General features: G+C 53.9%; 13 protein-coding genes. 5 read left to right on the top strand and 8 right to left on the bottom strand.

Going from position 1 to position 11250, the window contains the following annotated elements; all coding sequences use genetic code 11:
• Positions 1-8 precede the first annotated feature (8 nt).
• The 3 genes from AB9F27_RS07165 to AB9F27_RS07175 form a co-directional block, all read right to left on the bottom strand.
• A complete protein-coding gene (locus AB9F27_RS07165) occupies positions 9-1364 on the bottom strand; it encodes an 8-oxoguanine deaminase (protein WP_335586399.1) in 1356 nt (451 codons plus the stop codon).
• 143 nt (positions 1365-1507) lie between these two features.
• Complete coding sequence (hisN, locus tag AB9F27_RS07170; protein ID WP_335586398.1) at positions 1508-2308, bottom strand: histidinol-phosphatase; 801 nt, start codon at positions 2306-2308, stop codon at positions 1508-1510.
• A 124-nt stretch (positions 2309-2432) separates the two neighbouring features.
• On the bottom strand, positions 2433-2801 hold the full coding sequence (locus tag AB9F27_RS07175; protein ID WP_039000192.1) for a helix-turn-helix domain-containing protein: 369 nt from the start codon (positions 2799-2801) through the stop codon (positions 2433-2435).
• A gap of 339 nt (positions 2802-3140) precedes the next feature.
• On the opposite strand from AB9F27_RS07175, the gene AB9F27_RS07180 reads away from it, so the two are divergent.
• Complete coding sequence (locus AB9F27_RS07180) at positions 3141-4097, top strand: NADPH:quinone oxidoreductase family protein (protein WP_335586397.1); 957 nt, start codon at positions 3141-3143, stop codon at positions 4095-4097.
• Here AB9F27_RS07180 and AB9F27_RS07185 read toward each other — a convergent pair.
• Positions 4037-4963, bottom strand: coding sequence for a LysR family transcriptional regulator (locus AB9F27_RS07185; RefSeq protein WP_082802149.1), 927 nt, complete (start codon positions 4961-4963; stop codon positions 4037-4039). The genes AB9F27_RS07180 and AB9F27_RS07185 overlap by 61 nt on opposite strands.
• Positions 4964-5087: 124 nt before the next feature.
• Between AB9F27_RS07185 and AB9F27_RS07190 the strand changes: the two genes are divergently transcribed.
• Together AB9F27_RS07190 and AB9F27_RS07195 are read left to right on the top strand one after the other, a co-directional pair.
• Entirely contained in the window at positions 5088-5303 is a 216-nt protein-coding gene (locus AB9F27_RS07190; protein ID WP_335586396.1) for a DUF1127 domain-containing protein, read from the top strand.
• A gap of 149 nt (positions 5304-5452) precedes the next feature.
• A complete protein-coding gene (locus AB9F27_RS07195) occupies positions 5453-6229 on the top strand; it encodes a Bax inhibitor-1/YccA family protein (RefSeq protein WP_335586395.1) in 777 nt (258 codons plus the stop codon).
• Positions 6230-6397: 168 nt separating this feature from the next.
• Here the strand turns inward: AB9F27_RS07195 and rpmG are convergent, their stop codons facing one another.
• From rpmG to AB9F27_RS07215, 4 genes are all read right to left on the bottom strand, one after another.
• Positions 6398-6565 (bottom strand): 50S ribosomal protein L33, encoded by a 168-nt coding sequence (gene rpmG, locus AB9F27_RS07200; protein ID WP_039000195.1) that lies wholly within the window; start codon positions 6563-6565, stop codon positions 6398-6400.
• 124 nt (positions 6566-6689) lie between these two features.
• Positions 6690-7721, bottom strand: a complete 1032-nt coding sequence (locus tag AB9F27_RS07205; protein ID WP_335586394.1) for an extracellular solute-binding protein — start codon at positions 7719-7721, stop codon at positions 6690-6692.
• Positions 7691-9061 carry a sensor histidine kinase gene (locus AB9F27_RS07210; protein WP_335586393.1) on the bottom strand — a complete coding sequence of 457 codons (1371 nt, stop codon included), beginning with the start codon at positions 9059-9061 and terminating at the stop codon, positions 7691-7693. The genes AB9F27_RS07205 and AB9F27_RS07210 overlap by 31 nt, the downstream gene beginning before the upstream one ends.
• Entirely contained in the window at positions 9058-9726 is a 669-nt protein-coding gene (locus tag AB9F27_RS07215; RefSeq protein ID WP_335586392.1) for a response regulator transcription factor, read from the bottom strand. The genes AB9F27_RS07210 and AB9F27_RS07215 overlap by 4 nt, the downstream gene beginning before the upstream one ends.
• A gap of 112 nt (positions 9727-9838) precedes the next feature.
• On the opposite strand from AB9F27_RS07215, the gene AB9F27_RS07220 reads away from it, so the two are divergent.
• Together AB9F27_RS07220 and AB9F27_RS07225 are read left to right on the top strand one after the other, a co-directional pair.
• Complete coding sequence (locus tag AB9F27_RS07220) at positions 9839-10807, top strand: tripartite tricarboxylate transporter substrate binding protein (protein ID WP_335586391.1); 969 nt, start codon at positions 9839-9841, stop codon at positions 10805-10807.
• Positions 10807-11247, top strand: coding sequence for a tripartite tricarboxylate transporter TctB family protein (locus AB9F27_RS07225; protein ID WP_039000203.1), 441 nt, complete (start codon positions 10807-10809; stop codon positions 11245-11247). The genes AB9F27_RS07220 and AB9F27_RS07225 overlap by 1 nt, the downstream gene beginning before the upstream one ends.
• The last annotated feature ends 3 nt before the right edge of the window (positions 11248-11250 follow it).

Here is an 11250-nt window from a genome sequence, read left to right on the forward strand (position 1 = left end):
GCGCGGCGCTACGCCATCAAGGCCCGCGCGAGTTGGTTTTGTGTTTCAATCGCCTTGGGTAAATCAACCGTCGTGAGCTGATACTCCTTCACCACATGACGCCCTTCTACATATAAATCCCGAACTTTTTGTGGCCCTGCCAAAAGAATGGCGGCGGGATCCCAACTCCCTGCGGCTTCAATTCCACCCAAATCCCAAATCGCAAGGTCCGCACGTTTCCCCACGGCAATCTGGCCACAGTCATTGCGCCCCAGAACTTCTGCGCCGCCACGCGTGGCCACACAAAGAGCTTCGCGCACCGACATGGAATCCGCTCCGTTTTTCACCCGTTGTAGCAACATCATCTGACGCGCCTCGCCGATCAAGTTCCCCATATCATTGCTCGCCGACCCGTCGACCCCAAGCCCCACAGGCACCCCAGCGTCCAGCATTTCGCGCACGGGTGCTATCCCCGATCCAAGGCGGCAATTTGAACAAGGGCAATGCGCAATTCCAGTTTTGGTTGCTGCAAACAATGTCAAATCATCGGCCACAAGTTTCACACAATGGGCATGCCAAACATCCTCGCCTACCCATCCCAAATCTCGCGCAAACTCGCCGGGGGTACAGCCGAATTTCTCGCGACTATAAGCGATATCTTCCTGATTTTCCGCCAGATGTGTGTGCATCATGACGCCTTTGTCGCGCGCCAAAACTGCCGAGTCGCGCATCAGTTCCCGACTCACGGAAAACGGCGAACAGGGCGCAACGCCGACCCGCAACATCGCCCCTTCGCGGATGTCATGATGGGCGTCGATCACGCGGATCATATCCTCAAGAATATCTGCCTCACGCTCAACCAAGCTGTCGGGCGGCAAGCCCCCGTTGCTTTCTCCAATGCTCATCGCGCCGCGCGTGGGTTGAAACCGAAGCCCCACCCGTTGCGCGGCCTCGATGCTATCCTCAAGACGCGCGCCATTGGGGTAAATATACATGTGATCCGAGCTTAGCGAACAGCCAGAAAGCGCCAATTCCGCGAGGCCAATCACAGCACCGGAGTGCATTTCTGCAGGGCCGAACCGCGCCCAAATTGGATAGAGCGTTTTGAGCCAACCAAAGAGCAACCCGTCTTGGGCTTCGGGCACCGCGCGGGTCATGGTTTGATACAGGTGGTGGTGCGTGTTCACCAATCCGGGCGTCACAAGGCAGCCTTCTGCAGAATGAGTCGACAGATTTTGCGCGACTTCCGGTGCTAATCCCGCCCGCAGATTTTGTCCCACGGCCTGAATAACCCCGCCTTTGACAAGGATGTCGGCATCAGAAATCTCGCGCCCATGATCGTCCATCGTCATGGCCAAACACGCGTTTTCAATCAATAAATACATTTAAAACCTCCACACAGAATACGTCCAATTCGGCCCCTCGCAGATGCGAAGCTGTGTGAATGTATCGGCAGAAATGGACAAAGGACCCGATACCCCTACAAGTATACCGAGGATTTTGAGCAATTCAAGTCACGGGTGGGTCGTTAGGTGGACGCAAGAAGTTTGAGCACTGTGGCGTGGAGTTCTGGTGTTGCTGCGGCGAGAACCTGCCCGCCTTCATGCGCCGGCTTTCCCTGCCAATTTGTGACAACACCACCCGCTGCTTGGATGACGGCAATCGGGGCCTGAATGTCGTAAGATTGCAAACCCGCCTCGATCACGAGGTCGATTTGCCCAGCCGCAAGAAGAGCATAGGCATAACAATCCATTCCATAGCGCACCAATTTGGCCTCAGCTGCAACAAGGTGAAACGCTGCGCCTTCCTGCGCCGTTCCAATTTCAGGAAAGGTCGTAAACACAACGGCATCCGCAAGATCTTGCGTTTTGCTCACGCCAAGGGCACCTGTGCGGTGCGGTCCAGAATAATGCGCGTTCCCAAATCCGCCAGTAAAACGTTCGCCTATAAACGGCTGATCAATAACGCCATAAAAAGGGCCATTCGCGTCGGAAACAGCAATGAGAACACCCCAAGTCGGCGTACCCGACATAAATCCGCGCGTACCATCAATGGGATCAAGCACCCACGTCAGGCCACTGGTTCCGGCCTGCGCGCCGAACTCTTCGCCAAGGATTGCGTCGTCGGGACGCCGCTCGGCCAAAATGCCCCGCATTGCCTGCTCGGCCTCTCGATCAGCGCGTGTCACGGGATCAAAACCCTCGTTCAGCTTATTCTCGGTCGCCAGTTGATCGGTGCGGAAATACGCCAGAGTAACCGAGCGTGCAGCATCGGCCATCGCCATGGCACAGTCCTTGATTGACTGAATTTCGGTTTCTGGCAGAGTCATGGGAGCCTCATTTTTTCAACGCCCTTGCCGCGTAACGTGGAGAGCAGTTGTGGATCAAGCAAAATCGGAGCCTCAACGAAAAAGCGCGCCAAAAGGCGCGCTGTAACGGTAAATTTTGAGACGTTTAAGCGACGTCACTTAAGACGCGGGCCAACTCAAACAAGCGGCGGCGCTGATTTTCCGGAATTGCATAGTAGGACCGCACCAACTCCAGAGCTTCTTTGTCTGCCATGAAGTCGCCACGTGCGGCATCTGTGGACTCAACAGCCTCGGAACGCCCCAATCCTTCAAAGAAGAAACTAACTTCAATTCCCATCGCGTCGGAAATATCCCAAAGTCGAGAAGCTGACACACGATTCATACCCGTTTCGTATTTTTGTATCTGCTGGAATTTTATTCCAACGCGCTCGGCCAGCTGTTGCTGCGTCATGCCAACCATCCATCGACGGTGGCGGATACGTTTCCCAACATGGATATCAACGGGATGTTTCATATTTCGCTCCTCAAACTCATGAGTACTTTTTAATTCAGTTTTCGTTTTACGCAAAAACATTTTGCACCCTCACGCACGGGTGTACCAATAACTCAGCAACAATATTCCGAGAAAACTTTTAGCCGATTATTGCCAAAACTTCTAGTGGGATTCGACCGGAAGGTTAACAAAAAAACGCACCTCGCCTTAAAGGTGCATATTTGCCGCCCAGCGAATACACCCGGCTCCTATCAAATTATTAGATATATTTCAACAATTTAACATACCCTACGTTTTTTTACTCTTGGGAGAGGGGAGCTAATTTGTTAACACTCTCTCAAAACCCACTGGAGATAGATAATGCTTGGATATGTCGTCGATGAGCTTGGATCGGCATCAATTCGGTCGATTGATCCTCCCAAATTGCGCTCATTTGACGTCCTAGTTGACGTCGCGGCATGCGGAGTCAACTTCGCGGATTTGTTGATGATTGAGGGGACATATCAAGAAAAACATGACCGGCCCTTCTGTCCGGGCATGGAAATTTCTGGTGTGATAACAGCCGCAGGGGCGCAAGTTAAGTCCCTCAAAGTTGGCGATCGCGTCGCAGGCTTCCCCGGACATGGCGGGCTTGCAGAGCAAGCCGTTGTCGAAGCCGAGCGGTGTATTCGCCTTCCCGACTCAATCCCATTTGACGTCGCGGCCGCGTTCCAAGTTGCCTATGGCACCTCACATTTGGCGCTCAGCCACAAGGCGCGTTTGGTTGCGGGCGAAACTTTACTGGTTCTCGGTGCAGCCGGGGGTGTCGGCCTGACTGCTGTCGAATTGGGCAAACTCATGGGGGCCAAAGTGATCGCAGTGGTGCGGGGTGTCGAAAAACACGATGCCGTTCGTCAGGCAGGGGCCGATCACGTGCTCGACAGCGAATCGCCTGACTTGAGACAGCAAATCAAGGATCTCGGTGGCGCGGATGTTGTGTACGACCCCGTCGGAGGCGAGTTGTTCAACACAGCATTGCGGGCGACCAATCCAGACGGCCGAATTCTGGTGATTGGGTTTGCCAGCGGCACCGTCCCGCCGATTCCCGCGAATATTCTGCTGGTTAAAAACATTACGGTGATAGGTTTTTACTGGTCGGGGTATTTGAAGTTCGCCCCAAAAGTTCTAACCGACAGCCTTGAGCAGCTTTTAGCCTGGTATTCGGACGGTAAACTTCACCCTCATATCAGCCACAAACTGCCGCTTACTCAAGCGGATCAGGCGCTGGCGCTGCTGCGCGACCGAAAATCGACTGGTAAGGTTGTCGTGCTCCCGTGATCCGAACCTGCGGACACGCGATTATAGGCTTGGCGCAAGAATTCCGCCAAATCCAACGCGACTTGCGAGGTGGCCAGTTCCGAGATGAACATGTTCACTTTTTTGGACCCCAAATCGGGCAGTGCCCCGCCGTGACGTATCTGCTCCAAGTGCGGCGCCTCCATGCCATCAAGCACCGAATGCACCGCTAGATCCGCCGAAACCGAAGCCTCGATCGTGCGGGTTGAATCCGACTCGACTGCCATTTCCCAAGGGATATTCGCCGCGTCCAAGGCCTTTTGCGCCGCCATGCGGAACATACAATGGGGCTCAAACGCCAACTTCAAAGGCCGATCACGCCACACAGTGCCTCCCTTGGCTCCCACCCAAACAAGATCGCGGTTCATCAGGGTTTCACCGCCTGTATCGCACCCCTCTTCTGTGGTCAGAATAATATCCACCTCGCCACGTCTAAACTTCTCTTTCAAACTCACCGTGACCGACGACAAAAGCTGAACGCGCATGCGCGGGTATTCAGCGTTAAAGCGCTTCAAAACTTCTGGAATCGCGGGGTACACAATGTCATGCGGCACCCCCAACACGATTTCGCCCTCATAGGCTTGGTGAGTCATCAGCGCGAAAACTTCGTCATTTAATTTGAGCATCCGGCGAGCGTAGGACAGCAATTGCTCGCCTGAAGCGGTAATTGCAATTGTCCTTGAGGAGCGATCCAACAGCGACATGTCGAGGGATTCTTCCAAACGTTTGAGCTGCATCGAAACCGCCGATTGTGTCAGGTTGAGAAAACCCGCGGCCCGCGTCACGCCGCCCGCCTCTGCAACGGCGACAAAGGAACGTAACGACGTAAGGTCTAGATTTCGGGGCATATCACAATCCTTGATATATCAGTTAAGAAACATTCATTTTACAGATGATACAGATTCCAGCATACATATCAATATAAATGATCAATCAAACATCAATCATCATCGATTCGAAAGGATGCCTCTCATGACACACACAATTACAAGTTCCGGCCCAATCACCCTGAAGTCCCCAACAAAAACTTTGCGCCTTTTGTCGATGATTGCGAGCACATATCGCCAGCGCCGCGCTCTTGCGCGCTTGGATGATGCCGCCCTCACCGATTTGGGCCTGTCCCGCAGCGACGCCACCCAAGAAGCAAACCGCCCAATCTGGGATGTTCCTGCGGCTTGGCGTCGTTAAAACCCGCTGATTTAGCAACATTTAACGATATTGCAGAAAAAACATGAAATTCGCTCCGGTTAAACTTGAAATTCTGCCCGTCATTGCCGATATTTAGCGGTGAAGGCGGGCTAACTCATTAGCCCAGTATATTCTTACCGGAGGCTATAATGGCACAATTTGATACGGCCCGCACAGGCACAGGTACGCGCAGTGCAACGATCGACGCAGGGCTTCGCGCCCACATGAACAAAGTTTACGGCACAATGTCCGTAGGCCTGTTGATCACGGCTTTGGCCGCCTGGGCTATTGGCAACATGGCGATGACAACGGATCCGTCCCTAGCCGTCTCGCAGATTTCCGATACCAAATATCTCACGGCCCTTGGCAATACCCTCTATGGCTCACCGCTTAAATGGGTGATCATGTTCCTTCCTTTGGGTATGGTATTCGGCTTTAGCGCGATGATTAACAAACTGTCCGCCGCTGGCGCGCAGTTGTTCTTCTATGCGTTTGCCACGGCAATGGGCCTGTCACTAAGCTCGATCTTCCTTATGTACACTGGGGCGTCCATCGTTCAGGTGTTCTTGGTGACTTCGATCGCTTTTGCAGGTCTGAGCCTCTATGGCTACACCACCAAGAAAGACCTTTCCGCGATGGGGACCTTCCTTATGATGGGTGTGATCGGCCTCTTGGTTGCGATGGTGGTTAACCTTTTCTTGCAATCTGGCGCGCTTATGTTCGCGATTTCCGCGATTGGTGTGCTGATCTTCGCTGGTCTTACCGCTTACGATACGCAGAAAATTAAGAACGACTATATCGCGCACGCACAACATGGCGACAGCGAGTGGATGGCGAAATCCGCCATTATGGGCGCGCTAAACCTCTACCTCGACTTCATCAACATGTTCATGTTCATGCTGCAACTCTTTGGCAACCGCAACTAAGACGCGCGACACCAACGACATACCAAAGGGCCGGTCATCACGACTGGCCCTTTTTTGTGCCCTGTAACTAGGCAGGGACGCACACGAAATAGCTCCATCGTTTGGCCAAAAAAAAACCACGCTCGAAAGCGTGGTTTTCTCAATTCTTATCGTTCAGTAAAGCAAATCTTACTTGATTTTGCCTTCTTTGTACTCAACGTGTTTACGTATAACTGGGTCGTATTTGTTGACCGTCATTTTTTCAGTCATCGTACGAGCATTTTTCTTAGTCACATAGAAGTGGCCTGTGCCCGCGGACGAGTTCAGGCGGATTTTGATTGTGGTAGGCTTCGCCATAATAGTGCTCCTCAACGCAGGCGCGACATGCGCCCTTTAATTCCTTGAAGCCGGTTCTTAGCTGTCTGCGGGGCAGAGTCAACAGCCTTCGACACATTGAGCACAAAATAGCCGCGAAACATCATTATTTCTGTTCAATTGAGTTCTCCCAGCTGCGCAGGAAGGTTTCCTTCGTCATGTGATCCAGAAAAACAAGCAACCCCGGTCCCAGCCGAATAACGCGTGCGGCGCTGTTGTCCTCAAGGGATTGGGCGTTGATCGGTGGGAGATTCGTCTTAAGGGTCAGGTCTGCGCGCATATTGAGGCTTGCGAGGAAATCGATCATATCGCCCGCACCCTCAGGATTCTTCGCTGTATTCGGGATCAGAGCCGTGCGGAGCATTACCGAGAGGTAGTCATCAAACTCTATAATCCGTATCCCGGGCGTGTCTGCGAGTTGAGACTGGGCATAGCTGCCAACGACATTATACGCCAAGGCCAACCGTCCCGCAGCGACGTCCGCAATCATTTCATGTGACCCGCGATACAGCCGCGCATTAAGCCGCCCCATAACTTCGGTCAAACGCCAATAGGAATCGGTGTTGCGCGAGTCTTGGGTGGCAAAAAGGTACCCTGCCCCAGATTTGCGTACGTCATAAGTCCCGATCCGCCCTGAAAACGCCTCTTGGTTGTCGCGCAGCATCGTGATCAGGTCTTCGCGGGTTGTCGGGATGGGTCGGTCCAAAAACTCGTCTTCCGAGACCACCAGCACGGCGGGTTCTTGGGTGAAGGCGAAAACCTGATTACGCCATTTGGCCCATTTCGGCAGGATATCTGTCGCTTCTGAACGGTAGGTTTGCACGAAGCCGTCGTTGGCCAATTTCGTCTGCAAGTCCATCGCACTGGAGATCGCGAGGTCAAACTCTGCCCCCTCTTCAAAAAGCGCCTGCATAAGCTGGGTGCTGCTCGCGATGGTGTAGTCAATCGTCATGCTCGGATACTGCGCCTGAAACGCTTCGATGATTGGGTTAAAAACCTCGGCGTCCGCTGTGGAAATAATCCGCAAGGTGTTCGCGCCTGCTCCTTGATGAACATAATGCTCTTCGACCTCAAAACCGAGGGCGGCCTGAAGCGACATACAATAAACTAAGACGCTGGAAAAATTAACGAAACGCATGCACCCGGCCCTTTCGTGTTACAGCTCAATTCAAGGCGTCCGCCATGGGCAGCAACGACCTCATCCGCGATGGTTAATCCCAATCCTGACCCAACAATATCATCGACGTTTTTGCCGCGTGAAAAACGGTGCGTGAGCGTGCTCAAATCCGCATCGCCAAACCCGCGCCCTTCGTCGGTAATGGAAACGGTCAGAGCGTCCGTATCGGTCACACGCACCGTAATTTTACTCTCGGCAGGGGTGTATTTGATCGCGTTGTCCAAGAGATTGCGTAGGGCGTTCTGAAGCAGGATTTCATCACCTTTGATCTGCGAACGGGTGGCGACATATTCTTCTACGATGTGCAAATCCTTCAACTCGGCAGTCGGAAGAAGATGCGAAACGGTTTCGCGCGTTATGGCAACCAAATCCAAGGGCACCACCTCAAGCTGATCGGTGCGAAAACTTACCATCGCGTGGTCGAGCAACTGTCCTGCGGAACGGCTGCTTTCGTCGACGGCGCGGATCATCGCGCGCAAGGCCGCCTTGTTTTCCGGCTGTACAGAACGGCGCAACGCGACCTGTGCTTGCGCACGCACAGTGGCAAGCGGCGTGCGTACACGGTGGGCCGCTTCCGCGATAAAGTCCTCCGATTGGAGTAACGACGCCTTGAGCCGCGCCATAAGCCCATTGAGCGCATCAACCAGCGGCGCAAGTTCGCTCGGAGCGGGAGTTTCGACGGGTCGCAAATCGTTGGGACCCCGACGCGCAACCGACTGAGTCATGCGGTTTAAGGGGGCCAGAGTCGATTGTGCGGCAAAAAGGCTAAGGACCGTTGCCAAAAGGAAAAAACCGACCCCGACCGAGGCCGCAACGACCGAAATCCGCGACGAGATCGCCGCCAATCCCAGCCGTGTTTGGGCTACGACAACTGTGGTATTTCGCTTGCGCCCCCCAGCACTCACAACCCGTGTCACAGCGACGGACCGCACCTCTGCTCCACGGAAATCAAACGTCGAAAACGGATCGTTTATTTGGGAGGGCGGCAAAAGATCCTCATAGCCAGTAAGGTGCTCGTCGCCAACAAAGACACGATAAAAAACGCGATCTTCCGAGATTGCCCCCAGCATCGAAAGTGCCGAATAGGGAATTTCAACGGCAACCTGCCCGCGCTCGGAATAAAGCGCATCGGCGATGGAGGTGGCTGATGCCAAAAGGATGTTGTCCTGTGTATCTGCCGCTGCGCGCTCCGCAACGGCGCGCACAATCAACACGAACGCAAGCGAGAGAATGGCCGCAATGATAAACAGTTGCAGCAAAAGCCGTCGTCGGATGGACGACCTGATGAACCCTTGCGTCACGTCTCCGCCACCAAACGATAGCCCAAGCCACGCACGGTTTCGATCTTGGCGTCTGATCCTTCGAGTTTTTTGCGCAGGCGACCAATATAGACCTCAATGGCGTTTTCCGAAACGTCGTCCGAGAAGGAAAACAAGCGGTCCATGAGGTGGGATTTGCTGAAAATCTGCTCCGGTGCCGAAAAGAACACCTCCAGAAGGCGCAATTCACGATTTCTCAGCGTATGGCTCTCGCCATTGATCATGATCGCCCCGAGGGTCGAATCAAGAATCACCCCCTTGAAGCTTCTGGAATTGTTGGCAACTCCCCCCTGACGACGCAATACTGCCCGCACACGCGCCTCAAGTTCGGAGAAATCGAAAGGTTTCGTTAAGTAATCGTCGGCCCCCAAATCAAGTAGGCCCACCCGATCCGACACCTGCGAGCGCGCCGTCAAAACGATCACCGGCGTGCGATTTTTCGCGCGTCTATGGCGGGCCAAAAAATCGCGCCCATCTCCGTCTGGGAGCATAATATCAAGTAAAATCAAGTCATAAGAGGCGGCATCAATACAGGCTTGCGCGGCGGCGATATCCTCGGCGTGGTCAATCGCGTGCCCATCCAACCCAAGGCATTCGACCACAGCCTTCGCCAGTTCGAAATTATCCTCAACCAACAGAAATCTCACGTGCACTCCCCCACAACGCGACCGTTTTTTCTCATGACAGGTTCATGTCAGGTTTCACAGCGCATCTTAAGCATGTCCGCGCTTCGGCTCGGATGTCAAATGGGAGGATACTATGACTACACGTTTTGTTAAGGCGCTCATGACGAGTGCCGTAATTGGAATGAGTGCGGCTTCGGCTGCGTCTGCGGCTGAATGCATTGCACCCGCCAACCCCGGCGGTGGCTGGGATTTCACTTGCCGTCAAATCGGCAAAATTATGTACGACATTGGCGCGGTGGATAAACCTGTCCAAGTAACCAATATGGCAGGCGGCGGTGGCGGCCTTGCATATAACTACGTCGTGGCGGAACGCGGCGATGACGCAGACCTTATGGTTGCAGCCTCAAGCGCGACAACCACGCGTCTAGCCCAAGATGCTTACGCCGGTATGACCGCTGACCAAGTACGCTTTGTCGGGGCAATCGGTGCGGATCCGGGCGTTATCGTCGTTGCCAACGACAGCCCGTTCAACACGCTAACTGAAATGGTTGACGCGATCAAAGCGGACCCAGGTTCGGTTGCTTTTGCTGGCGGTTCTGCGGTTGGTGGCTTTGACCACCTTAAACCTCTGATGCTTTTGCAGCGCGCAGGTTTCACAGACATCACCAAGGTAAAATACATTGGTGTTGATGGTGGTGCCGATGCGATCACGCAAACTATCGGCGGCTTCACACAGGCAATGACAGGCGACATGTCTGAAATCATTGGCTTTTTGAATGCTGGCGAAGTTCGGGTTCTTGCGGTCCTCACCGAAGAGCGCATTCCGGGCTTTGACGACATCCCAACTGCAAAAGAGCAAGGTTTTGATGTTGTAGCCGTAAACTGGCGCGGTCTTTACGTTCCAAAAGGCATCTCTGACGAGGAATTCAACGTCTGGGCCGACCGCCTTCAGCAAGTAGCCGATTCCGCCGAGTGGAAAGAAGCTATGGCCGCCAATGGTCTTGCCCCCTTCACCAAAGTCGGTGTGGATTTCCAAGACTATGTTGATCAGGTCGTTGCCGAAATTCGTAAACTCTCCATCGACATCGGGGTTATTCAATAATGGCCAGTGACCGGATTTTTGGTCTGGTCATGGCGCTTGTGGCGCTCGCGTATATCGCGGGTGCCACTCAAATCCAGACCAGCTTTTTGCCTGACCCTGTTGGCCCGAAAGCCTTCCCCTTTGGGGTTGGAATTCTGGGTGCCCTATGCGCCCTCTTCATGGTTTTCAAACCCGACGCCGAGCCTGAATGGCCCACGCTATCTACCTTTGGTGCCATCGCAGCGGCGGCCTTCGTTTTGGTCCTTTACGCTTACGCGCTCAAACCTTTGGGGTTCTTGATCCCCACGGCCATCACCGCGGCGATCCTGTCCTACCAGATTTCGCCCCGCCCAAAATACGCAGCCCTCGCCGGACTCGGCCTCTCATGCGGGCTCTTTATCGTTTTCAAATTCGCTTTGGGTTTGGGCCTTGTTGCCTTCCCCAAAATGATCTTCGGCTAGGAT

The organism is Falsihalocynthiibacter sp. CO-5D18 (assembly GCF_041205445.1).
Lineage (GTDB): Bacteria > Pseudomonadota > Alphaproteobacteria > Rhodobacterales > Rhodobacteraceae > Falsihalocynthiibacter > Falsihalocynthiibacter arcticus.

Excerpts from the sequence above, each read along its gene's own strand:
- AB9F27_RS07195 (WP_335586395.1), top strand. The coding sequence starts at position 5,453 with ATGGCACAATTTGATACGGCCCGCACAGGCACAGGTACGCGCAGTGCA.
- rpmG (WP_039000195.1), bottom strand. The coding sequence starts at position 6,565 with ATGGCGAAGCCTACCACAATCAAAATCCGCCTGAACTCGTCCGCGGGC.
- AB9F27_RS07180 (WP_335586397.1), top strand. The coding sequence starts at position 3,141 with ATGCTTGGATATGTCGTCGATGAGCTTGGATCGGCATCAATTCGGTCG.
- AB9F27_RS07185 (WP_082802149.1), bottom strand. The coding sequence starts at position 4,963 with ATGCCCCGAAATCTAGACCTTACGTCGTTACGTTCCTTTGTCGCCGTT.
- AB9F27_RS07165 (WP_335586399.1), bottom strand. The coding sequence starts at position 1,364 with ATGTATTTATTGATTGAAAACGCGTGTTTGGCCATGACGATGGACGAT.
- AB9F27_RS07175 (WP_039000192.1), bottom strand. The coding sequence starts at position 2,801 with ATGAAACATCCCGTTGATATCCATGTTGGGAAACGTATCCGCCACCGT.
- AB9F27_RS07190 (WP_335586396.1), top strand. The coding sequence starts at position 5,088 with ATGACACACACAATTACAAGTTCCGGCCCAATCACCCTGAAGTCCCCA.
- AB9F27_RS07220 (WP_335586391.1), top strand. The coding sequence starts at position 9,839 with ATGACTACACGTTTTGTTAAGGCGCTCATGACGAGTGCCGTAATTGGA.
- hisN (WP_335586398.1), bottom strand. The coding sequence starts at position 2,308 with ATGACTCTGCCAGAAACCGAAATTCAGTCAATCAAGGACTGTGCCATG.
- AB9F27_RS07225 (WP_039000203.1), top strand. The coding sequence starts at position 10,807 with ATGGCCAGTGACCGGATTTTTGGTCTGGTCATGGCGCTTGTGGCGCTC.
- AB9F27_RS07205 (WP_335586394.1), bottom strand. The coding sequence starts at position 7,721 with ATGCGTTTCGTTAATTTTTCCAGCGTCTTAGTTTATTGTATGTCGCTT.